20 protein-coding genes are annotated in these 23,474 nt (G+C 66.3%); 10 read left to right on the forward strand and 10 right to left on the reverse strand.

All coding sequences use genetic code 11. The features are described from left to right. Nucleotides 1–8 precede the first annotated feature (8 nt). From QX048_RS14685 to QX048_RS14695, 3 genes are all read right to left on the reverse strand, one after another. On the reverse strand, nucleotides 9–986 hold the full coding sequence (locus tag QX048_RS14685) for an NADPH:quinone oxidoreductase family protein (RefSeq protein WP_315749423.1): 978 nt from the start codon (nucleotides 984–986) through the stop codon (nucleotides 9–11). After that, entirely contained in the window at nucleotides 986–1,591 is a 606-nt protein-coding gene (locus QX048_RS14690) for a 2-hydroxychromene-2-carboxylate isomerase (protein WP_315826247.1), read from the reverse strand. Before QX048_RS14690 ends, QX048_RS14685 begins: the two co-directional genes overlap by 1 nt. 223 nt (nucleotides 1,592–1,814) lie before the next feature. Next, nucleotides 1,815–2,519, reverse strand: coding sequence for a glutathione binding-like protein (locus QX048_RS14695; RefSeq protein WP_316159337.1), 705 nt, complete (start codon nucleotides 2,517–2,519; stop codon nucleotides 1,815–1,817). Nucleotides 2,520–2,656: 137 nt separating this feature from the next. Between QX048_RS14695 and QX048_RS14700 the strand changes: the two genes are divergently transcribed. Beyond that, a complete protein-coding gene (locus QX048_RS14700; protein WP_315714721.1) occupies nucleotides 2,657–3,679 on the forward strand; it encodes a methionine synthase in 1,023 nt (340 codons plus the stop codon). Nucleotides 3,680–4,179: 500 nt separating this feature from the next. Continuing rightward, nucleotides 4,180–7,386, forward strand: a complete 3,207-nt coding sequence (locus QX048_RS14705; protein ID WP_315826249.1) for an autotransporter domain-containing protein — start codon at nucleotides 4,180–4,182, stop codon at nucleotides 7,384–7,386. A 40-nt stretch (nucleotides 7,387–7,426) separates the two neighbouring features. On the opposite strand, the gene QX048_RS14710 is transcribed toward QX048_RS14705, so the two are convergent. The 3 genes from QX048_RS14710 to QX048_RS14720 all read right to left on the reverse strand — a co-directional run bounded on the left by QX048_RS14710 (nucleotide 7,427) and on the right by QX048_RS14720 (nucleotide 9,452). Then, entirely contained in the window at nucleotides 7,427–8,050 is a 624-nt protein-coding gene (locus QX048_RS14710) for a hypothetical protein (RefSeq protein ID WP_315826250.1), read from the reverse strand. 104 nt (nucleotides 8,051–8,154) lie between these two features. After that, nucleotides 8,155–8,676, reverse strand: a complete 522-nt coding sequence (gpt, locus tag QX048_RS14715; protein ID WP_315714724.1) for a xanthine phosphoribosyltransferase — start codon at nucleotides 8,674–8,676, stop codon at nucleotides 8,155–8,157. 38 nt (nucleotides 8,677–8,714) lie between these two features. Continuing rightward, nucleotides 8,715–9,452 (reverse strand): competence/damage-inducible protein A, encoded by a 738-nt coding sequence (locus QX048_RS14720; RefSeq protein WP_315714725.1) that lies wholly within the window; start codon nucleotides 9,450–9,452, stop codon nucleotides 8,715–8,717. Between the two features lie 228 nt (nucleotides 9,453–9,680). On the opposite strand from QX048_RS14720, the gene QX048_RS14725 reads away from it, so the two are divergent. The 5 genes from QX048_RS14725 (at nucleotide 9,681) to QX048_RS14745 (ending at nucleotide 14,936) form a co-directional block, all read left to right on the forward strand. Continuing rightward, nucleotides 9,681–11,099, forward strand: coding sequence for a circularly permuted type 2 ATP-grasp protein (locus QX048_RS14725; protein WP_315714726.1), 1,419 nt, complete (start codon nucleotides 9,681–9,683; stop codon nucleotides 11,097–11,099). 89 nt (nucleotides 11,100–11,188) lie between these two features. Further along, on the forward strand, nucleotides 11,189–12,133 hold the full coding sequence (locus QX048_RS14730) for an alpha-E domain-containing protein (RefSeq protein ID WP_315714727.1): 945 nt from the start codon (nucleotides 11,189–11,191) through the stop codon (nucleotides 12,131–12,133). A 171-nt stretch (nucleotides 12,134–12,304) separates the two neighbouring features. After that, nucleotides 12,305–13,153, forward strand: coding sequence for a transglutaminase family protein (locus QX048_RS14735; protein WP_315826251.1), 849 nt, complete (start codon nucleotides 12,305–12,307; stop codon nucleotides 13,151–13,153). Between the two features lie 234 nt (nucleotides 13,154–13,387). Then, a complete protein-coding gene (locus QX048_RS14740; protein ID WP_315714729.1) occupies nucleotides 13,388–14,146 on the forward strand; it encodes a peptidase in 759 nt (252 codons plus the stop codon). Between the two features lie 34 nt (nucleotides 14,147–14,180). Then, entirely contained in the window at nucleotides 14,181–14,936 is a 756-nt protein-coding gene (locus tag QX048_RS14745) for an SDR family oxidoreductase (RefSeq protein ID WP_315749410.1), read from the forward strand. A gap of 209 nt (nucleotides 14,937–15,145) precedes the next feature. Here the strand turns inward: QX048_RS14745 and QX048_RS14750 are convergent, their stop codons facing one another. Beyond that, nucleotides 15,146–16,372, reverse strand: a complete 1,227-nt coding sequence (locus QX048_RS14750) for an MFS transporter (protein WP_315749409.1) — start codon at nucleotides 16,370–16,372, stop codon at nucleotides 15,146–15,148. Between the two features lie 117 nt (nucleotides 16,373–16,489). Between QX048_RS14750 and QX048_RS14755 the strand changes: the two genes are divergently transcribed. Beyond that, nucleotides 16,490–17,740 (forward strand): NupC/NupG family nucleoside CNT transporter, encoded by a 1,251-nt coding sequence (locus tag QX048_RS14755; RefSeq protein ID WP_315826252.1) that lies wholly within the window; start codon nucleotides 16,490–16,492, stop codon nucleotides 17,738–17,740. On the opposite strand, the gene QX048_RS14760 is transcribed toward QX048_RS14755, so the two are convergent. From QX048_RS14760 to QX048_RS14770, 3 genes are all read right to left on the reverse strand, one after another. Continuing rightward, nucleotides 17,678–19,699 carry an acyltransferase family protein gene (locus tag QX048_RS14760; protein WP_316191746.1) on the reverse strand — a complete coding sequence of 674 codons (2,022 nt, stop codon included), beginning with the start codon at nucleotides 19,697–19,699 and terminating at the stop codon, nucleotides 17,678–17,680. The two genes, QX048_RS14755 and QX048_RS14760, sit on opposite strands and share 63 nt — an antisense overlap. A 221-nt stretch (nucleotides 19,700–19,920) precedes the next feature. Beyond that, complete coding sequence (locus tag QX048_RS14765) at nucleotides 19,921–20,526, reverse strand: cupin (protein ID WP_315749404.1); 606 nt, start codon at nucleotides 20,524–20,526, stop codon at nucleotides 19,921–19,923. 215 nt (nucleotides 20,527–20,741) lie between these two features. Continuing rightward, complete coding sequence (locus tag QX048_RS14770; RefSeq protein WP_315714735.1) at nucleotides 20,742–21,026, reverse strand: usg protein; 285 nt, start codon at nucleotides 21,024–21,026, stop codon at nucleotides 20,742–20,744. A gap of 379 nt (nucleotides 21,027–21,405) precedes the next feature. On the opposite strand from QX048_RS14770, the gene groES reads away from it, so the two are divergent. Beyond that, nucleotides 21,406–21,720 (forward strand): co-chaperone GroES, encoded by a 315-nt coding sequence (gene groES / locus QX048_RS14775; protein ID WP_315714736.1) that lies wholly within the window; start codon nucleotides 21,406–21,408, stop codon nucleotides 21,718–21,720. 87 nt (nucleotides 21,721–21,807) lie between these two features. Continuing rightward, nucleotides 21,808–23,448 carry a chaperonin GroEL gene (gene groL, locus QX048_RS14780; RefSeq protein WP_315767500.1) on the forward strand — a complete coding sequence of 547 codons (1,641 nt, stop codon included), beginning with the start codon at nucleotides 21,808–21,810 and terminating at the stop codon, nucleotides 23,446–23,448. Nucleotides 23,449–23,474 lie beyond the last annotated feature (26 nt).

Below are 23,474 nucleotides of genomic sequence, written 5' to 3' on the forward strand. Positions count from 1 at the left end.
CCTGCCAACTAATCCATCACCAGCGCGACGCGTCCGATGGCCCTGCGCTCGATCAGAAGCCGCATCGCCGATGCGTAATTGTCGAACGGCACGCGGTGGGAGACGTTGGGCCGCAGCTTGCCTTGCTCCGCGAACGCGAGCAGTGCAGCCATCCGTCGCTCGCCCAGCTCGGGATCCTTCCGCACCGCCTCGCCGGCGCGAACGCCGAGCACGCTTGCGCCCTTCATGAGGATCAGATTGGTGCGTGCGAGCCCGATGCCGCCGGTGAAGCCGACCACCAGCAGCCGCGCGCCCCAGGCGATGCAGCGCACGCTGTTCTCGAACACCTCGCCGCCGACGGGATCGAACACGACGTCGACGCCGCGGCCATCGGTGATGTGTTTGACGGCGTCGCGGAACGGCCCGCGTGAATACAGAATGAGATGATCGGCGCCACGCGCGCGTGCCACCGCGAGCTTCTCCTCCGACGACGCCGCCGCGATCACCGCTGCGCCGAGCAGCTTGCCGATCTCGACGGCGGCGAGGCCAACGCCACCGCCGGCGCCGTGCACCAGCAGCGTCTCGCCGGGCTTGAGCTGGCCGCGATCGACCAGGGCGTGATGGGCGGTGCCGTGGCCGGCGAGATAGGTCGCGCCTTCCGCGTAGTCGAAAGTCGACGGCAGCGGCGTGAGCTGGCTGGCCGCAACCACCGCCTCCTCCGCATAGGCGCCGAAGCGCATGCGGACGATCACCTTGTCGCCGACGGCGCGGCCGGTCACGGCGGCCCCGGTTTCGACGACGTCACCGGCGGCCTCGACGCCGGGCGTGAACGGCAGCTCAGGCTTGAGCTGATACTCGCCGGCCGCCATCAGTATGTCCGGAAAGTTGATGCCGGCAGCGCGGATCTTCACCCGCACCTCGCCGTCACCGAGTGAGCGCGGCGGTAGGGCCTCCAGCCGCAGCGTCTCCGGCGGACCGAGCTCGCGGCAGACGATCGCACGCGGCATCAGGCGCGCCCCTTCGCCCGCGCCAGCGCCTCGCGGATCAGCGGCAGGCGATCATTGCCGAAATACATGTCGGTCACGTCGAGGAAGATCGTCGGCGAGCCGAAGCCGCCGCGCTTGACGACCTCCTCGGTGTTGATGCGCAGCTGGTCCTTGATGCCCTGCTGCGCGATCCCATCGAAGAACGCCTTCGGATCTATGCCGACGCGCCGGCACACCTCGGTCAGCACCGCATCCTGCGAGATGTCCTGGTCCTCGCCCCAATAGATCTCGAACACGGCCCGCGCGAACGGCACCATGTCCTGGCCCAGCCAGATGCAGCCGCGCATCGCCTTGACGCTGTTCACCGGAAACACCGATGGCGGCATCTTGATCTTGAGCCCGGCCGAGCGGGACCAGTCGTCGAGGTCCTTCAGCGTGTAGGCCGCCTTGGCCGGCACCGGCTTCTCGCGCTGCGCATAGACGCTGGGATTGACGGTGTTGAAGATGCCGCCGACCAGGATCGGCCGCCAGACGATGTCGACGCCGAATTCTTGCGCGAGCGGTTGGATGTTGTGGAAGGCGAGATAGGTCCAGGGGCTGGAGCAGTCGAAGAAGAATTCGATCATGTGTGTTTCCTCAAGGTCTTGATAAGTTCGCCTTTGCGCGCGCAAAAATCCGGAGTGTGGTCGTGGCCCTGGATTGCTTCGCTTCGCTCGCAATGACGGAGAGAGTTGGTGCAAACCACTCTTTCCGTCATTGCGAGGAGCGTAGCGACGAAGCAATCCAGGGGCTGCAACATACGGTCTGGATGGCTTATCCCCATGCTCCTCGCGATGCCGCGGAGCTCGCTCACGACCGCCCCGTCATCTCCTTCGCGCGCGCGCCGAACATCACATGACGCGACTGCTCGTTGAACGGCTCCTTGACGAACTTGCCGATCGCCAGCCCCGCCTGCAGCTTGGGCCGCGCGCGCAGGTCCGCGTACCAGCGCTGGATGTCGGGATAGTCGTCGAGCGTGAATCCCTGGGCCTTATGCGTCATCATCCAGGGAAAGCAGGCGATGTCCGCGATCGAATAGTCGTCGCCGGCGACATAGGCGCCGGTCTTGCCGAGCTGCACGTCGAGCACGTGGAACAGCCGTGCGACCTCGTCGCGGTAGCGCTGGATCGCGTAAGGGATCTTCTCAGCCGCATAGAGCGCGAAATGGCCGTGCTGCCCCATCATCGGTCCCAGTCCGGCCATCTGCCACATCACCCATTGGATGACACGCGAGCGCGCCTGCGTCTCCTGCGGCAGGAAACGGCCGGTCTTGTCGGCGAGATAGATCAGGATGGCACCGGTCTCGAACACCGGGAACGGCGCGCCGCCGTCGGCCGGCGCGTGATCGACGATCGCGGGAATCCGGTTGTTCGGGCTGATCGCCAGGAACTCCGGCTTGAACTGGTCGCCGGCGCGGATGTCGACGGGAATGACGGTATAGGGCAGCCCGAGTTCCTCGAGCATGATCGAGATCTTCCAGCCGTTCGGCGTCGGCGCATAATGGAGATCGATCATCCTTCCACGATTCCTTCCCCGGACCATTATGCCGCGCTGCGGAACACGCGAGGCGGCTTCGTTCTTCTGTACCTGAAGGGTAAGCCATGGCAGACAGGCGCTCAAGCCTGACCGCCTTTATGCTGGAGAGTTCGACCATGCTGTTTCCATCGACCATCGCAGGCTCGCTGCCGAAGCCGGAATGGCTGGCCGAGCCCAACGTGCTGTGGGCTCCGTGGAAGTCGAAGGGCGAGGAGCTGGCGCGTGCCAAGCGCGATGCGACGATCCTGGCGCTGAAGCTGCAGGAGGATTCCGGCATCGACATCCTCACCGAGGGCGAGCAGTCGCGCCAGCATTTCGTGCACGGTTTCCTGGAACGTGTCGAGGGCATCGACTTCGCCCACAAGGTCGAGATGGGCATCCGCAAGGACCGCTACAAGGCGATGGTACCGCAGGTGGTGGCGCCGCTGTCGCTGAAGGGCCGCGTCCATGGCGACGAGGCGCGGATCGCGCGCACGCACACCACGCGCGCGCTGAAGTTCACGCTGCCCGGACCGATGACCATCATCGACACCATCGCCGACAATTACTACGGCGACCGTGTGAAGATGGCGTTCGCCTTCGCCGAGCTGCTGAACCAGGAGGCCAAGGCGCTGCACGACGACGGCATCGACATGATCCAGTTCGACGAGCCCGCTTTCAACGTCTACATGGACGAGGTGCGCGACTGGGGCATCAAGGCGTTGGAGCGCGCCGCCGAAGGGCTGACCTGCCCGACTGCCGTGCACATCTGCTACGGCTACGGCATCAAGGCCAACACCGACTGGAAGGAGACGCTGGGCGGCGAGTGGCGGCAGTATGAGGAGACCTTCCCGGTCATCGACGCCAGCACCATCCAGCAGGTCGCCGTCGAATGCCGCAATTCGAAGGTGCCGATCGAGCTGCTCGGCCTGCTCAAGAACAAGATCGTGCAGGCCGGCGTCATCGACGTCGCCAGCGACGCGATCGAGACCGCCGAGGACGTCTGCAAGACCCTCGAGGACGTCATGAAGGTGGTGCCGAAGGAGAACATCATCGCCACCACCAATTGCGGCATGGCGCCGATGCGGCGCGAGATCGCCGAGGCCAAGCTGATGGCGCTCGGCACCGGCGCAAAGCTGGCACGGCAGAGGTTTGCCTGACTCAGATGTCAGGTCAGACCCGAAGCAAGGGCGTCGACGGCTCGCCGCCCCCCAGGCATCGCGCTCGGGGCCCTGGCTCAATCGCGATCGCGCCGGGAGGCGACACGCACACGGTCCTGGAATCAAAGTAAGAGCGCATCCGAGGTGAGCACGGTCTCACCACGCGCGATTCGCCGCAACAGCACGGCCGCGCCTTTGCTGCCCCTGCACGACCGCCGCGATGGCCACGTCAGCCTTTCATATGCACTGCTCTGTGTTTTGCGGCAGATCGCAGCGATCATCGATCACGGTCGCCGGACGGAAAAATCTATCCTTGGTAGCAAAATACCTGACGTACAACATTCCCGACGCTGTGTGTCTTTGCTGCGCTTGACAGTATGTGTCCTAACATTTCATTTCTTGGCCACAAGTGTGGCGTGAATTTTTTGCTGCTTAATCCAGTTCGTATCTGACCTCCGCTTTCATTATTGGGGAATGCAATGGCTTGCCTTGCGAGAACGATGTTTGCTGCGCCGAAGTCGCGGCGCTGGCTGACCCTCTCGGTTCTTCTTGCGGGCACCATGTTGAGCACCCAGGCCCTGGCGATCGATGTCGCCAACCAGACCGACTGGAATACGGCGGTGGCAGCGGTCGCGGCCGCCGGCGCCAACTCGACCGTCACCATCAACATCACCAGCGGCTTCACGCTGTCGAGCTCGCTTGCGCAACTGCAGGCCGCCAACAGCAACGTCACGGTGAACATCACCGGCAACGGCCAGACGGTCAACGGCGCCTCCTCGTTTCAGGGCATCGTCGTCAACGGTGCCAACGCGCCGACCGTGAACATCTCCAGCCTGGCGATCACCAACACGGCCGCGATCGGCGGCAACGGCCAGAACGGCCAGAACGGCTATTATAGCGGCGGCCTGGCCTATGGCTCCGGCGGCGGCGGCGGTGGCGGTCTCGGTGCCGGCGGCGGCCTGCTGGTCGGCAGCGGCGCCAACGTCACGATCGCCGCGGTGACCTTCACCAGCAACAGCGCCACCGGTGGCGCCGGCGGCAATGGCGGCAGCGCACAGAATGCGGCGGCCGACCCGGTGAATGGCGGCAACGGCGGCGCGGGCGGTGCCGCGAACAACGGCGGCGCCAGCGGCGGCGGCGGCGCGGGCGGCACGGGCGGACATACCGGCACGCAAGGCACGGCCGGCACCGCGGGCGCCGCGCTCGGTGACGGCGGCGGTGGCGGCGGCGGCTCCGGCACCACCAACAGCAACACCTACACCAACAACAATCCCGGCGGCAGCGGCAACGCCAATGGCGGCAACGGCGGCACCGGCGGCGACGGCGCCACCAACGCCAGCGGCGCGGGCGGTCCCGGACCCGGCTCCGACGGCGGCGCCGGCGGCAATGGCGGCGCCGGCAATGGCGGCGCCATCTACGTCGCCACCGGCGGTACGCTGACGATTCTCGACTCGCCGATTTCCGGCAACACCGTCACCGGTGGCGCCGCCGGCACCCCCGGCATCGGCATCGGGCCAAGCGCCATCAATGGATTTTCGGCAGCGGCCGGCGCAGCGCAGGGCGCCGGCATCTTCCTGAGCGGCGTGACGGCCAATATCGGCGTGTCCGGCGGCAGCGTGACCTATGGCGACACCATCGGCGGCACCGGCCTGACGACCGGCGGCGTCAACACGGCGATCAACAAGACCGGCATCGGTACGTTGGTGCTGTCGGCGACCAATACGTTCACCGGCAACGTCAACATCAGCGCCGGCACGCTCTCGGTCGGCGCCACCGCCAATCTCGGCAACGTCGCCAACGACGTGATCATTTCCAATGGCGGCACTTTGGCGGTCACCGGCACGACGACGTTCGCCAACGGCCGCGACTTCAAGATTGCCGGGCTGTCGACGATCGACGTAGCCGGCGCGACCACGACCACGTTGCAAGGCATCGTCGGCGACGGCGCCTCCGCCGGCACCCTGGTGAAGGCGGGCGGCGGCATCCTGCTGCTCTCGGGCACCAACACCTACACCGGCGCGACCAATGTCGACGCCGGTACGCTGCGCGCGGGCTCGGCCGGCGCGTTCGGCGCCAGCACGGTGTTCAGCGTGCTGTCCGGCGCCACGCTGGATCTCAACGGCTTCAACAAGACGTTCGGCACGCTGAGCGGAGATGGCACCGTCACCGGCGCCAACGCGACGATCTCAGGTTCGTTCGCGCCGGGCAACGGCACCCCGGCGTCCTCCATGGCTATCGTCGGCAACCTCGCGTTCCAGTCGGGCGCGCAATACCTGGTGCAGGTGAATCCGAGCACGGCGTCGTTCGCCACCGTCACCGGCACTGCGACGCTCGGGGGCGCCGCCGTCACCGCGACCTTCGCAAACGGCAGCTACATCTCCAAGCAATACACCATTCTCACCGCCACCGGCGGCGTCAGCGGCACCTTCGGCGGCGTCACCAACACCAACCTGCCGGCGGGCTTCAGCGCGACGTTGAGCTACGACGCCAACAACGCCTTCCTCAATCTGACGATGAGCTCGTCGGGGAACATCAACCAGCAGAACGTCAGCAACGCGCTCAGCAACTACTTCAACACGAACGGCAGCATTCCCGTCGTCTTCACCGGGCTGACGCCAGCGGGGCTGACGCAGATCTCGGGCGAGACCGCGACCGGCTCGCAGCAGACGACGTTCAATGCGATGACGCAATTCATGGGCGTCATGACCGATCCGTTCATCGGCGGCCGCGGCGACCAGGGCTCTGCGCCCAGCGGCGCGATCGGCTACGCGGAGGAGACGCTTGCTTTTGCGTCCAAGCGCAATCCGAACGACGCGCTGGCCGCGATCTACACCAAGGCGCCGGCCGCGCCCGTGGTCAGGCCGGGCTGGAGCGTGTGGGCAGCCGGCTTCGGCGGCTCGCAGACCACTGATGGCAACACCGCGCTCGGGTCCAACAATACCACCAGCAACATCTACGGCACGGCCGTCGGCGCCGACTACCGCTTCTCGCCGTCCACGATCGCCGGGTTCTCGATGGCCGGCGGCGGCACCACGTTCAGCGTCGCCAATGGCGGCAGCGGCCGGTCCGACCTGTTCCAGGCCGGCGCCTTCGTCCGGCACACTGTCGGCCCGGCCTATATCTCCGCGGCATTGGCCTATGGCTGGCAGAACATCACCACCAACCGCACCGTGACCGTGGCCGGCGTTGACCAGCTGCGCGCCAACTTCGACGCCAACACCTTTGCCGGCCGGGTCGAGGGCGGCTATCGCTTCGTGTCTCCCTGGATGGGGTTCGGGATCACGCCCTACGCCGCGGCGCAGTTCACGACGTTCAGCCTGCCGGGCTATGCGGAGAATGCGGTCTCCGGCGCCAATACCTTCGCGCTGCGCTTTGGATCGCAGAACGTCACCGATACGCGGTCGGAGCTGGGCCTGCGCACCGACAAGGCCTATGCGCTGGCTGACGGCGTTTTCACGCTGCGCAGCCGCTTCGCCTGGGCCTATGACTTCAACCCCAGCCGGTCGGCCGGGGCCACGTTCCAGACCCTTCCGGGCGCATCCTTCGTCGTCAACGGCGCGCGGCAGGCGCAGAATTCAGCGCTGACCACGGTCTCCGCTGAAATGAAGTGGCGGAATGGCTGGTCGGCCGCCGCGAGCTTCGAGGGCGAGTTCTCGGATGTGACCCGCAGCTACGCCGGCAAGGGCATCGTGCGCTACACGTGGTGACGCGCGGAGCTCCGCGCGGCACATCCGCACGGCGCCCCGATCACCCGACGGTCATCGCGCTCGGATGCAGCACCGGCGCGTAGCCCGCCTTGATCGCGCGCAGCGTCGAGGGCGGGGTCAACAGCAACGCGTCGGTGATCCCTGCGCGTGGCGCGTCATAGCCCGCCGCCGACCAGGGCAGCGCCCTGCCTTTTCGGATCAGAAAGCTCTCCTCGCCTGACTGCACCATGGCCCCGTCAGGCAAGGCGGCGAGCGGCGTCGGCAGCGGATGCAGGCGCTTGCGACCGCGATCGAGGCGCTCGCGATGGAGCACGCGATCAATCTCGGAGATGCGCAGTGCCCCGACGCCGTTGCCCTCCTCCCACGCCGCACGAAACCTCTTGGCGTCGTCGCGGCGGCAGTAGAAGCAGGGGCGATGACCGGCGGCGAGCGCGGTCGCCTCGTCAAGGAAGAACAGCTCGGTCCAGCTTTGCGTTGCCATGACCTTGCGGCGCTTGCCGCGAAACTCGCACAGGCAGACCAGCCAGGCGGGACTCGACCAGCGCCGGTTCAGCAGCGTCTTCGTCGCGGGGTCGTGGATGATGCCGCGATTTCCGGTGAAGAGGCCGCGATGCGGCGCGGCGACGATATCGCCCATCGGCGTGACGCGGTTCTGCAGCGGCATGGCGAGCCTTCGGCTGGCGAATAGCGAATGGGGAGTAGCGAATAGCGAACGCCTCGCCCACCCGAATTCCCTATTCGCTACTCCCTATTCGCCACTCTCCGGGCTTACGCCGCCCCGTCGCGCAGCGGCGGCGCGAACGACAGCGCGGTGTCCCAGGGGAAGAAGATCCAGGTGTCCTGCGACACCTCGGTGATGAAGGTGTCGACCAGCGGCCGGCCCTTCGGCTTGGCGTAGACGGTGGCGAAATGGGCGTCGGGGAGGATCTCGCGGACCATGCGTCCGGTCTTGCCGGTGTCGACGAGATCATCGACGATCAGGAGCCCCTTGCCGGTGCCGCCGCCGAGTTGCGCCGTGTCGGCCGAGATGCCCTTCAGGACCTGCAGCTCGCCCTGCTTGGTGTGGTCATAGCTCGCGATGCAGATCGTATCGATGACGCGCACGCCAAGCTCGCGCGCCACGATCGCCGCCGGCACCAGTCCGCCGCGGGTGATGGCCACGACGGCATGAAACGGCCCGATCTCGTTCAGCCGCCAGGTCAGCGCCCGGCAATCGCGATGAAACTGGTCCCAGGACACCGGGAAGGCCCGGCCCGCGCGCTCCTCTGCACTCAAAGTCTTGTCTGGCATCTCATCTCGTCCGTGAGTTCTCGACAGCTGCACCTGCTTTAGCGCGTCACGTTGAGCCCGGCGAGCATCTCCTTCACGGCCGCCATCGCGGCCGACAGCTTGTCCTGGTCGCGCGAGCGCACGACGAGATGCGTGTTCGGCTTCTGATCCTCGTCGATGAAGGGATAGCTGCCGATGATGGTCTCGGGGTGCGCCTTGGCGATCTCGCGCAGGGGGCCGCCGATATCGCCCTCGCGGGCATTGGCGCGCACGGTCTCCGACAGCATGCGCACGCCCGATTTCAGCTTCGGCGCGACGATGTCCATCATCGCCTGCATGATCGACGGCACGCCGGCCATGACGATGACGTTGCCGAGCTTGAAGCCGGGCGCCAGGATGGTGGCGCTCTGGATCAGCTCGGCGCCGTCGGGGATGCGCGCCATGCGCAGCCGCGCCTCGTTGAGCTCCTGCTCGCTCCAGCGCTCGCGGAAGCGCGCCACGACCTCGGGATGGTGGTCGATGCCGACGCCGAACGCCTTGGCGATCGCATCCGCGGTGATGTCGTCATGGGTCGGACCGATGCCGCCGGTGGTGAACACATAGGTGTAGCGATGCCGCAGCGCATCGAGCGCCGCGATGATGTCCGGCTCGTCGTCCGAGACCACCCGGACCTCCTTGAGGTCGATGCCGAGATTGGTGAGGTATTCGGCGATGAAGCCGATGTTCTTGTCCTTGGTGCGGCCGGACAGGATCTCGTCGCCGATGACCAGCAACCCCGCGGTGACGATCTCGCTCATGGTTTCTCCTCGCATCTGTCGTCTCTTTTGGCCCGCCACGGCGCCAATGTCATCCGGAACGTCGCAGTCTATGCCGCGGATTTGAGCACCACGCAGCCGGTTTTTCGGGCACGGCCTTCGCACCCCCCACGAAATGCCGCAGGAGAATGCATATCGCGCTGGCCCGCCCCTTGCTACCATCCCGAGGAGTCATGCAGTGTATGGCGAGGCTGGGACACACGGGCATCTATGGCAGTTGCGTTCGACGAAATGAACGGGCCGGGCGGCGAGGTCCGTCAGGCTTATCAGGAGCTGTCGCGGTGGCTGAAGGAAACGCCGCCGGAGGCGCTGGAGTATCGCCGCCACGAGGCGGAGCTGTTGTTCCGGCGAATCGGCATCACCTTCGCGGTCTACGGCGAGGCGGAGGCGCAGGAGCGGCTGATCCCGTTCGACGTCATCCCGCGCATCCTCTCGGGCAAGGAATGGACCCTGCTGGAGAAGGGACTGAAGCAGCGCGTCAAGGCGCTGAACATGTTCCTGCGCGACATCTATCATGGCCGGGACATCCTCCGCGCCAACGTCATCCCGGATGACTTGATCTTCCAGAACCCGGTGTTCCGCCCGGAGATGAACGGCCAGGACGTGCCGCACGACGTCTACGTCCATATCGCCGGCATCGACATCGTCCGTGTCGACGCCAACGACTTCATCGTGCTCGAGGACAACGCGCGCACGCCGTCGGGCGTGTCCTACATGCTGGAAAACCGCGAGATCATGATGCGGCTGTTTCCGGACCTGTTCGCGCGCCACCGCGTCGCGCCGGTCGAGCGCTATCCGGACGAATTGCTGTCGGCGTTGCGCTCGGTGGCGCCGCTCAGCGCCTCGGCCGAGCCGACGGTAGCGCTGATGACACCGGGCATCTACAACTCCGCCTATTACGAGCACTCGTTCCTGGCCGACAAGCTCGGCATCGAGCTGGTCGAGGGCCGCGACCTCATCGTCAAGAACGACGAGGTGTTCATGCGCACCACCGAGGGGCTGAAGCGGGTCGACGTGATCTACCGCCGCGTCGACGACGACTTCCTCGACCCCCTCACCTTCCGCCCGGACTCGGCGCTCGGCGTGCCCGGCCTGATGTCGGCCTATGTCGCCGGCAACGTGACGCTCGCCAACGCGGTCGGCACCGGCATCGCCGACGACAAGGCGATCTACTCCTACATGCCCGATGTCGTGAAGTTCTATCTCGGCGAGGAGCCGATCCTGAAGAACGTGCAGACCTGGCGCTGCCGCGAGCCGCAGGATCTGTCCTACGTGCTCGACCATCTCGGCGAGCTCGTCGTCAAGGAGGTGCACGGCTCGGGCGGCTACGGCATGCTGATCGGCCCGGCCGCGACCAAGGCGACCATCGAGGCGTTCCGCGACAAGCTGAAGCGCGAGCCGGAGGGCTTCATCGCGCAGCCGACGCTGGCGCTCTCGACCTGCCCCACCTGCGTCGCGTCTGGCCTGGCGCCGCGCCATGTCGATTTGCGCCCGTTCGTGCTGACGGGACGCGACCGCACCACCATCGTACCCGGCGGCCTCACCCGCGTGGCGCTGAAGGAAGGCTCGCTGGTGGTGAATTCCAGCCAGGGCGGCGGCACCAAGGACACATGGGTGCTGGATGAGTAAGCCTCGCCGCCCTCGCTTCACGCGCTTCGTTCCCGTGCATGCCTTCCCCGTCGCAGGGGCGGGTTCACATCGCACCTCATAGATTGCCCATGCTGTCGCGCACCGCCGAAAACCTGTACTGGCTGGCCCGCTACGTCGAGCGCGCCGAGTACCTCGCCCGCACCATCGACGCCACCCTGCGCGTCACGGCGCTTCCCGCGGCCTATATCGGCAAGACCAATGAGTGGGAATCGGCGCTGATGACCGCCGGCGTCAATGTCAGCTTCTACGAGCATTACTCCGAGGCCAACGAGCAGAACGTCGTCGAATATCTCTCGTTCAACCAGTCGAACCCGTCCTCGATCAAGAACTGCATCGAGGCCGCCCGCCTCAACGCCCGCTCGGTGCGGACGGCGCTGACGTCGGAGATGTGGGACACCCTCAACGGCTCCTGGATCGAGCTCCAGGAGGTCTGGAGCAAGGGCACCAAGACGCGCGAGGAGCTGGCGCGCTTCCTGCGCTTCGTGCAGGAAACCTCGCTGCGCTTCGACGGCTCGGCCTACCGGACCATGCTGCGCAACGACGCCTACTGGTTCTCGCGGCTCGGGCTGCATCTGGAGCGCGCCGACAACACCGCCCGCATCCTCGACGTCAAATATCACGTGCTGCTGCCCGAGGAGGAGCACGTCGGCGGTCCGCTCGACTACTACCAGTGGACCTCGATCCTGCGTTCGGTCTCGGCGCTGACGGCCTATCACTGGGTCTATCGCGAGACGCTGAAGCCCTGGCTGATCGCGGACCTGCTGATCCTCAACGACACGCTGCCGCGCTCGCTGGCGAGCTGCTACGGCAACCTCGTCCGCAATCTCGACCAGATCGGCGTCGCCTATGGCCGCCAGGGGGCCGCGCAGCGCCATGCCCGCGGCGTCCGCAACCGGCTCGACCACTCCAACATGGACGACATTTTCCAGCGCGGCGTGCACGAGTTCATCCAGGAGTTCATCGCCGACAATTCACGGCTCGGAGAGATCATCACCAAGCAGTATCTGATCTGAGCGCCTGGAGCGCGGCGAATACGGCGATGGGCGGCCGTCGGACTGTGACTGCGAGACCACGTCCGGCACCCGGCCCCTGCCCTCCGCCCGAGGGATCCTCCTTCCCCCTTTCAGGGAGAGGTGAAACGAGCTACCGCGGACAGCACATCTGACGAAGACTGGTCGACCGCCATGCGCCTGCGTATCTCCCATTCCACCACCTACCGCTACGAGCCGGCGGCGACCGGCGCGATCCAGATCATCCGCATGACGCCCGGCAGCAATGACGGCCAATATGTGGCGGAGTGGCAGATCGACGTGTCGACCGATTCCCGCCTCGACATGCACGAGGACGCATTCGGCAACATCACCCACGTGATCACGCATGGCGCGCTCGAGGACCTCACGATCACCGCCGAAGGACTGGTCGAGACCCACGACACCGGCGGCGTGCTGAAGGGAGCGGACGAACGCTTCCCGCCCAGCTTCTTCCTCCGGCAGACGCCGCTCACGGCCGCAAATGCGGCCATGGCCGCCGTCGTGCGCGATCTGCGCGCGGAGTCGGAGAGCGACGTACTCGGCCTCCTGCACACGCTGATGATGCAGGTCTACGAGCACATGACCTTCGACGAGGATCCGACCCACAGCGGCACCTCGGCAGCGGAAGCCTTCGTGCTGAAGCGCGGCGTCTGCCAGGACTATGCGCATATCTTCATCGCCTGCGCGCGCGCCGCCGGCATTCCCGCGCGTTTCGTATCCGGCCACTTCCTGCGTTCCGATGGTGCAGTGCACCAGGAGGCCGGCCATGCCTGGGCGGAAGCCTATGTACCGGATCTCGGCTGGGTCGGTTTCGATGCCGCCAACTGCATCTGCACCACCGACGCTCATGTCCGGGTCGCGATCGGGCTCGATTATCTCGGTGCGGCGCCGGTGCGCGGCACACGCTATGGCGGCGGCACCGAGACGCTCACCGTGAAAGTGAAGGTCGAGCAGGTCGGCCGCGGCGGTCCGTCGCAATCCCAGTCGCAGCGGCAGTCCTGAATTCTGGAACGCGCGCTCCACCCATGGTGTCGTTCCGGGGCGCGCGAAGCGCGAGCCCGGAATCCATCGGGTGGCAGAATGCACGGAGGGATGGATTCCGGGCTCGTCGCTTCGCTCCGCCCCGGAATGACGACCTTTTGTGGAGCGACCACTCATCCCGGCTTCGACATTGGCGGGGGTGGACGGGAGGCCGATTTTCGCTAGTAATTCGCGCAATGGCTCGAGGGGACTGAGATGACTTATTGCTGCGGAATTCTGGTGCGTGACGGCCTCGTCATGATCGCGGACACCCGAACCAATGCCGGTCTCGACAACGTCTCGACCTTCCGCAAGCTGCACATCTTCTCCAATCCGGGCGAGCGCATCGTGGCGGTCGCCAGCGCCGGCAATCTCGCCATTAGCCAATCCGTGCTGTCGACCTTGACCGAAGGGATGGAAGACCCCGACACCGGCGAGGTCGAGACCCTGATGAACGCGCCGACGATGTTTCAGGCCGCACAGCGCATCGGCAAGGCGATCCGCATGGTGCACGCCACCGAAGGGCCGGCGCTGAAGGCCGAAGACATCTCGTTCGACGTCTCCTTCCTGTTCGGCGGCCAGATCAAGGGCTCGCGGATGCGGCTATTCATGGTCTACACCGCCGGCAACTTCATCGAATGCACCACCGACACGCCCTACTTGCAGATCGGCGAGCACAAATACGGCAAGCCGGTGCTCGACCGCGCCATGCATTACGACGTCGAGCTCTACGAGGCGCTGAAGACGGGCCTGATCTCGATGGACTCGACGATGCGCTCCAATCTCGGCGTCGGCCTGCCGATCGACGTCCTGGTCGTGCGCGCGGAGGCCTGCGAGGCAGACCTCAATCATCGCATCGAGGCCGGCGAGCCCTATTTCCACGATCTCCGCTCGCGCTGGTCGGCGGCCCTGCGCGCTGCGCATAACAACATTCCAAGGCCGCCCTATAAGACTCAGAGCGAGTCAAAACACTGAAACTGCAAAACACTTGAACTGAAGGTGAGGAAACATGGCTGAAGCGGCAAAGAAGATCGCGCTGGTGACAGGCGCAGGCACGGGGGTCGGCCGCGCCGCATCGCTCGCGTTGATGAACTCCGGCTTCACCGTGGTGCTGGCCGGTCGCCGCAAGGAGATGCTGGAGGAGACCGCCAAGCTCGGCCCAGCCGGCATGAGCCTCCCCGTCTCCGCCGATATGATGGACCCCGCCTCGATCGCGGCGCTGTTCGACACCGTGAAGTCGACCTACGGCCGGCTCGACGTGCTGTTCAACAATGCCGGCATGGGCGCGCCACCGGTGCCATTCGAGGACCTCACCTTGCAGCAATGGCAGTCGGTGGTGGCGACCAACCTCACTGCGCCGTTCCTGTGCACGCAGCACGCCTTCCGCATCATGAAGGATCAATCGCCGCGCGGCGGCCGCATCATCAACAACGGCTCGATCTCGGCGCACGCGCCGCGGCCGTTCTCCTCGCCCTACACCTCGACGAAGCACGCGATCACGGGTCTGACGAAAGCGTCGAACCTCGACGGCCGCGCCTATGACATCGCGGTCGGCCAGATCGACATCGGCAACGCCGAGACGCCGATGACCGAGCGCATGGTCGGCGGCGTGCTGCAGCCCGACGGCCGCATGATGCCGGAGCCGCGCATGGACGTGAAGGCCGTCGGCGACGCCGTCGCCTACATGGCCGGCCTGCCGCTCGACGCCAACGTCCTGTTCATCACGGTGATGGCGACGAAGATGCCGTTCGTGGGACGGGGGTGATCACTTCTTTCAGATCCCGCTCCCTGCTCTCTCCACTCGTCATTCCGGGGCGCGCGAAGCGCGAGCCCGGAATCCATAGCCACACGCGGTGGTGTGGCGCGAGATGGATGTGGCATTTATCTTCGTCACACGACGTCTCATGGTGATGGATTCCGGGCTCATCGCTGCGCGATGCCCCGGAATGACGGAGAGAGCGCGGCCGGCTCGCCCTACTCCAACCGCTCCACCTTCCGCAGCTCCGGAAACAGCTTCATCCACGCCAGCGCGATCGCGATGGTGCCGACGCCGCCGAGGATGGCGGCGGGCATGGCCCCTAACAGCGCGGCGGTGACGCCGCTCTCGAACTGGCCGAGCTGGTTGGAGGCGTTGATGAACAGGAAGTTCACCGCGCCGACGCGGCCGCGCATCTCGTTGGGCGTGGCGAGCTGAACGAGCGAAAAGCGGATCACGACGCTGACGGTGTCGGCGGCGCCGAGAACGGCGAGCGCAGCGACCGAGATCCACATCACATGCGAGACGGCGAACACGACCGTCGCCGCACCGAACACGATGACCGCCTGGAACATGCGCAGGCCGACGCGCCGCCGAATGGTGTAGCGCGCCAGCACCGCCGTCATCGCCAGCGCGCCGACCGCGGGCGCGGCGCGCAGCACGCCGAGCCCGAACGGCCCGGTGTCGAGGATATCGCGCGCGTAGATCGGCAGCAGCGCAGTGACGCCGCCGAGCAGCACCGCGAACAGATCGAGCGAGATGGTGCCGAGGATCGCCGGATTGGCGCGGATGAAGCGGACGCCGGCGAACAGATCGTCCTTGCTGCCCTCGAGCCGCTCGGCCGGCACGTCATCAGGCACCTGCATCAGGCCGGTCAGGGCCATGCCTCCGATCCAGAACAGCATCATGATGCCGTAGGGCACACCGGGCGCGACCGCATAGGCGAAGCCGCCGATCGCAGGCCCCGCGATGGTCGCGAGCTGCGCTGCACCGCTGGACAGCGCGCTGGCCCGCTGCAAGGTGCCGGACGGCGCGATCAGCGGCAGCAGCGCCGCCGTGGCCGGGCTTTCGAAGGCGCCGGCAATGCCGAGCACGAAGACGGCCGCGAATAGCTGGAATTCGCCGAGCTGACCGGCGTAAGCGCCCCAGCACAGATAGAGCGCCGTCAGCGCCTCGACGAGCTGACAGAGCTGCACGACGCGCTTGCGCTGGAATCGGTCGGCGGCGCTGCCGGCGACGAACACCAGCAGTGCCGTTGGCAGGAACTGGATCAGCCCGACCATGCCGAGATCGAAGGCGCGCCCGGTCAGATCGTAGATCTGCCAGCCGATCGCCACCGCCGCGATCTGGCTCGCAAAGCGCGACAGGCTGCGGGACGACAGGAAGAACAGGAACGCGCTTTGCTTCAAGAGATCGCGCGCGCCGATCGGGACGGTGGACGACATGATGGCGCCTGCGTGACGCAGCCCTCACTGCTTGTCAATCGCGGGCCCCGCATGGCCGCGCGGCATTGCACGCGGCAGTTCCCTGCGCCCATAATGAAACGGGGTTCGGGGGATCTGATGCTTCAGCTGCAATCGGCGTTCGGGATAATCGCACTGCTCGCGATCGCATGGGCGCTCAGTGAAAACCGGCGCGCGGTGTCGTTGAAGCAGGCCGGGCTCGGGCTGGTGGTGACGCTCGTGACGGCCATCGTCCTGCTCAAGGTGCCTGCGGTCGCCCGCGCGTTCGGCGCCATCAACGACGTCGTGGGCGCCATCTCGTCGGCCTCCCGGGCCGGCACCTCCTTCGTCTTCGGCTTTGTCGGCGGCGGCGCCCTGCCCTTCGAGCTGAAGGCGCCCGGTGCCGATTTCGTGCTCGCCTTCCAGGCGCTGCCGATCGTGCTGGTCATGAGCGTGCTCACGACGCTGTTGTTCTACTGGCGCGTGCTGCCGCCCTTGGTGCGCGGCATGGCCTGGCTGCTGGAGCGCACCCTCGGCGTCGGCGGCGCGGTCGGCCTGTCGACCGCCGCGAATGTCTTCCTCGGCATGGTCGAAGCGCCGCTGTTCATCCGGCCGTATCTGGCGCAGATGACGCGCAGCGAATTGTTTCTCGTCATGACCGGCGGCATGGCCGGCATCGCCGGCACCGTGCTGGTGCTCTACGCCACGCTGCTGGCGCCACTGATCCCGGATGCCGCCGCGCATTTCGTCATCGCCTCGGTGCTCGGCGCGCCGGCGTCGATCCTGGTCAGCCTGATCATGGTGCCGGAGACGTCGAAGCAGCTCACCGGCGGCGCGCTCGGCGATCCCGGGACTCAGGCCACCTCGACCATGGACGCGATCGTCAAGGGCACCAGCGCCGGGCTCGAACTCTTGATGAACATCGTGGCGCTACTGCTGGTGCTGGTCGCGCTGGTGCATCTCGCCAACGCGATCCTGTCGCTCTTGCCCGCCATCGGCGGCGCCGACATCTCGCTGCAGCGGCTGCTCGGCCTCGTGATGGCGCCGGTGTGCTGGCTGATGGGCCTGCCGTGGTCGGAGGCCGTCACCGCCGGCAGCCTGATGGGCACCAAGACGGTGCTGAACGAGCTGATCGCCTATGTCGAGCTGGCCAAGCTCGATGCAAGCGCACTCGACCCGCGCGCTCGTCTGATCATGCTCTATGCGATGTGCGGCTTCGCCAACTTCGCCAGCCTCGGCATCATGATCGGCGGCCTCGGCACCATGGCGCCGACCCGGCGCGACGAGATCAACGCGCTCGGCCTGAAATCAATCGTCTCGGGCACCCTCACCACCTGCCTGATGGGCGCGATCGTCGGCCTGCTGACGTGAGCTGAGCTCGGTCGTCTTCGGGAGAAGCAGCGGCGCGATCCGGGCCATCACGAGCTGCGAGCCCGCCGCCGTGAGATGCGCGTGGTCGAACGACAGCGGGACGTCGCCGACCGTGAGCGGACAGCGTCCGCTCTCGCAGACCGCCGACAGGATCGAGACGTAGGAAAAGCCCTCACCACTCGGCAGCCCCGCCTGCATGGCCGCATCCAGCGCGAAGATGTCCGAGCGGACGAAAGCCACGGGATCCGGCGCCATGCCGCGCAAGGTGGCGCGCGCCAGCATCGAGGGCAGCCGCGCGCGGAATTGCACGGAGGGACCGAGCAGCACCACCGGAATGCCGGCATCACTGAGCCGAGACAGGGTCGACCTGAGGTCGCGCACCATTCCGGCAAAGCGCGGCGATCGGGCATCTTCGAGCCAATCGGCTGACATCACCACCAGATCGGGCCGGTGCGCCGCGAAGTAGTCGCGCATCTGGGCCGCCAGCGCGCGGCAGGCGGCCACGCCCTGCGTCTCCGCGTTGAAGGTCGGCATGCAGGTGGGCTGGCTCGCCTGCATGATGTTGACGGTGTCCGGATCGAGCTCGGCCTTGAGGCCGTGATAGTAGTGCGCGGCAAAGCTGTCGCCCCACAGCAGCAAGTTGGTCTTGCCAGGCACTGGACGGAGACAATCCTCGGGCACGCGCCCGTCCGGCGTCGTGAAGCAGGTGCCGTAGCGATAGACCGGCTTCATGTCGTAGGCGTTGTAGGCGTCCAGCCGCTGCGCCGCGCGGTCGGCGTCCGACACGGCGCCGGCGCGCAACAGACCCACGCCGCTGCCGGCCATCAGCAGCAGGCTTGCCAGCGCCGCAAGACCGAAGGCCGCGCGCGGGGTCGCTGCGAGTTTGCGATGGCGGAACGGCTGCTCGATGAAGCGCCAGGACAGCGTGGCGACTGCGACCGTGAGCGCGAACAACGCCACCCGCTCCCAGCCGTCGAGCGCGAGGCCGGGCTTGGCGAATCGCGCGAAGGCGAACAACGGCCAGTGCCACAGATACAGCGAATAGGAAATGCGGCCGAAGAACGCCGCCACGCCGAGCGGCGATAGCGGGCTACGCGGCACGTTGGCCACGCCGGCGCCGCTCCACAGGAACAGCGCGGCGCCGAGGCATGGCGCCAGCGCGTCGACGCCGGGGAAACCCGGTCCGGGGCGCAACGCCAGAATCGGCACCGCCATCAGCAGCAGCGACAGCGCGCGGGCGCCGCGCTGGGCGAGACCAGGCCGCGGTGCGGGAAGGCCGGATATCGCGACCAGGCTGCCGAGCAGGAATTCCCAGGCGCGCGGCGGGCTGAGAAAGAATGCGCTCGCGGACGCGCCGCCTCGCATCAGCAGCAAACCGAGCGCGAACGAGCCGGCAGCCAGCAGCGCCAGCGTGAAAGTCAGCGCCAGCCTGCGGCCGCGCGCTATCAGCAACACGGCCCAGACCACGATCGGCAGCACCAGATAGAACTGCTCCTCGACCGCGAGCGACCAGGCGTGCAGCAGCGGCTTCTCCACCGCGGCGTGGTCGAAATAGCCCGACTGCTGCCAGAAGAAGATGTTCGAAGTGAAGGTGACGACGGCGGCCGCGGAACGGAAGAATTCGGCGCGCTCGGAGCCCAGCATGTCCTGCGACGCCGGGAGCGCCGCGAACGCCACCATGGCGTAGAGCGCCGGCAGCAGCCGCCGCACCCTCCGCTCGTAGAATTGCACGAACGAGAAGCGGCCCGCCCCGATCTCCGCGGCGATGATGCCGGTGATCAGGTAGCCGGAGATGACGAAGAAGATGTCGACGCCGACGAAGCCGCCGAAGATCGCCGGCGCCTCGAAATGGAATGCGACGACGGAGAGCACCGCGATGGCGCGCAGCCAGTCGATGTCCTCGCGATGTCCTACATCTGAAGCCGGGCCGGCGCCCGCGCTGGCGATGCGGGGCTGCATCGATGCGCGCGTGCGAGGCACGCACGGGATCGTGGGAGCGAACTGGACGACGAAGCGCGGCAACGGAACGGGTACGCCTTTACGCAAGCCCGCGGCGAACACGTCTTACGGATTCGTCGCCGGCCCATCCGTCCCAATGACGCGAGACCGGATGTCAACACACACGCGCGATGGGACCGCCGTCCATCGCACGCGAATGTTTCCATCCATTTCTGTCGGCTTTACGTCGACAGTTCGACGGTTTTGAAGTCGGCCGGCAGGATCACTTCCAGCAGCTCGACGTCGTCGGAATAGTCGAGGATCATGTGCCGGATCTTCGGCGGCTGGGTCCAGCAGCTGCCCTCCTGCATCAGCGTCTCGCCGACGCCTTCGAGGTAGCTCTTCACCCAGCCCTTGAGCACATAGACCATCTGGAAGTCGACCGCATGGGTGTGCAGCTTGGAGACTTCCTGCGGATTGCACGGCGGCAGCATGCGGATGACATGCGCGCGCGCCAAACCGTGCGTCGCGTCGGCGATGCCGAGGTCGCGGTAATGGGCATAAGCGCGCAGGCCGTCGGCCTTGAAGTCCTCCTCGCGGTGATGGCTGATCGCGACCTTCTGTTTGCGGCGGCGCGGCGCCGGCGCTGGTCGCCCCTTGCTCGCCAGCGCCTTGCGCGCCGAGGGCGCAGCCGCCCGGCCCGGCTTGGCGGGCGTCTTCGCCAGCGGCTTGGCGCTAGTTCTCGTAACGGCCTTCGCCGTCGCCTTGCTGCTCTTGCCGGTCTTCAGCGCCGCTGACTTGGCGGCGGCGCGTGATGCGGGCTTGGTCGTCCGGCTCTTGGTGGCCATGGTGCTCTCCCTACGAGTCCTCGTCGCGAGGGTAGCACATATTGGATTGGAGAGGCTCAGCAGCCGCTCCAACAAAGGTCGTCATTCCGGGGCGTGCGAAGCACGAGCCCGGAATCCATTCCTCCGCGCGTTCTGCCGCCCGATGGATTCCGGGCTCGCGCTTCGCGCGCCCCGGAATGACACCGGTCATGAGGCGGCAGCGGTGGCTGTCAGCCTCAATGCAGCCGGAACACGCCGTCGACAGCGCGCAGCTCGGCCGGCTTGATCAGCTTGGAATGCGCCACCGTGACCGAATACAGCGGACCCTCGATCTTCTCCTGCCAGAACGCCAGGAAGTCCTGCAGCGCCGGGAATTTCGGAAACAGGTCGTAGTTCTGCCAGACATAGGTCTGCAGCAGCGAGCGATGGTCCGGCATCCGATACAGGATCTGCGCCGTCGTCAGCCCGTAACCCAGCACCTGTTTCCGAAAGTCCTCGGAAACCTCAACCTTCGACACCATGCCAACCTCCGTTTCTGGAGCGCATGTCCGTGTGGCCATCCGGGATGGAGCCACCCGGCAAAGATGCGCTCACTGCCTAGAAATGTGACGCATGTCCTCAACCCATCTCAAGCTTAAATGTTTAACGACATGTTGAAAAATGCTGCATTAGCAGCCACTTAGCCCAGGTGCTAATACGGGGTTTCATGGTTCGTTCCGCTCCCGTTAACGCTATCGGAACGCTTTGGCAGAGCCCGCAGTTGACTGCTAATTTTTCTGCTACAAGCCCTTGCCCGGCCGAATGCTCTCCCCTAAATCCAGCCTGCGTGCTGGCACTCGCCGGCGCCGACTGCCAAATTCCCAGAAACTGACAATCGCCTCAATAGCTTAGGAGGACTGTATGGCTTTCCGTCCGCTTCACGACCGCGTCGTGGTCAAGCGCATCGACGCCGAAGAGAAGACCGCTGGCGGCATCATCATCCCCGACTCGGCCAAGGAGAAGCCCTCGCAGGGCGAAGTGATCGCGGTGGGCCCGGGCGCCCGCGACGAGAGCGGCAAGCTGGTCCCGCTCGACGTCCAGGTCGGTGACCGCGTGCTGTTCGGCAAGTGGTCGGGCACCGAGGTCAAGATCGACGGCCACGAGCTGCTGATCATGAAGGAAAGCGACATCATGGGCGTGCTCACCGACACCGCGTCAAAGAAGAAGGCCGCCTAAGCCAACCCGCTCAACGCTCACCCTGAGGAGCGCCTGCGGGCGCCCTGCCCAGGGTGAGACGACCAATTCAACTCAGGGAAACCCAATATGTCAGCAAAAGACGTAAAGTTCGGCGTCGACGCTCGCGACCGCATGCTGCGCGGCGTGGACATCCTCGCCAATGCCGTCAAGGTCACGCTCGGTCCGAAGGGCCGCAACGTCGTCCTCGACAAGTCGTTCGGCGCGCCGCGCATCACCAAGGACGGCGTCACCGTCGCCAAGGAGATCGAGCTCGACGACAAGTTCGAGAACATGGGCGCGCAGATGGTGCGCGAGGTCGCCTCGAAGTCCGCTGACGCGGCCGGCGACGGCACCACCACCGCGACCGTGCTGGCCCAGGCCATCGTGCGTGAAGGCGCCAAGGCGGTTGCCGCCGGCATGAACCCGATGGATCTGAAGCGCGGCATCGACCTCGCGGTCGAGGCGGTCGTTGCCGACCTCGTCAAGAACTCCAAGAAGGTCACGTCGAACGACGAGATCGCCCAGGTCGGCACCATCTCCGCCAACGGCGACGCCGAGATCGGCAAGTTCCTCGCCGACGCGATGAAGAAGGTCGGCAACGAGGGTGTCATCACCGTCGAGGAAGCCAAGTCGCTCGAGACCGAGCTCGACGTCGTCGAGGGCATGCAGTTCGACCGCGGCTACATCTCGCCCTACTTCGTCACCAACGCCGACAAGATGCGCGTCGAGATGGATGACGCCTACATCCTGATCAACGAGAAGAAGCTTTCCTCGCTGAACGAGCTGCTGCCGCTGCTCGAGGCCGTGGTGCAGACCGGCAAGCCGCTGGTCATCGTCGCCGAGGACGTCGAGGGCGAGGCGCTCGCCACCCTGGTCGTCAACCGCCTGCGTGGCGGCCTGAAGGTCGCGGCCGTCAAGGCGCCGGGCTTCGGCGATCGCCGCAAGGCCATGCTGCAGGACATCGCGATCCTGACCGGCGGCCAGGCGATCTCGGAGGATCTCGGCATCAAGCTCGAGAACGTCAACCTCTCGATGCTCGGCCGCGCCAAGAAGGTGATGATCGACAAGGAGAACACCACGATCGTCAACGGCGCCGGCAAGAAGGCCGACATCGAGGCGCGCGTGCACCAGATCAAGGCGCAGATCGAGGAGACCACCTCGGACTACGACCGTGAGAAGCTGCAGGAGCGTCTGGCCAAGCTCGCGGGCGGCGTCGCGGTGATCCGCGTCGGCGGCGCGACCGAGGTCGAGGTCAAGGAGCGCAAGGATCGCGTGGATGACGCGATGCATGCGACCCGCGCGGCTGTCGAGGAAGGCATCCTGCCGGGCGGCGGCGTCGCCCTGCTCCGGGCGTCCGAGCAGCTCAAGGGCCTGCGCACCAAGAACGACGACCAGAAGACTGGCATCGAGATCGTCCGCAAGGCGCTCTCCGCCCCGGCCCGCCAGATCGCGATCAACGCGGGCGAGGACGGCTCGGTCATCGTCGGCAAGATCCTGGAGAAGGACCAGTACGCCTACGGCTTCGACAGCCAGACCGGCGAGTACGGCAACCTGGTCTCCAAGGGCATCATCGACCCGACCAAGGTGGTTCGCGCCGCGATCCAGAACGCCGCCTCCGTGGCTGCGCTGCTGATCACGACCGAAGCCATGGTCGCCGAGCTGCCGAAGAAGAACGCCGGCGGCCCCGCGATGCCTCCGGGCGGCGGCATGGGCGGCATGGACTTCTAAGTCCGACGCTTCGTCGCAGACGACAA

The sequence above is a fragment of the Bradyrhizobium sp. SZCCHNS30572 genome (assembly GCF_032484415.1).
Lineage (GTDB): Bacteria > Pseudomonadota > Alphaproteobacteria > Rhizobiales > Xanthobacteraceae > Bradyrhizobium.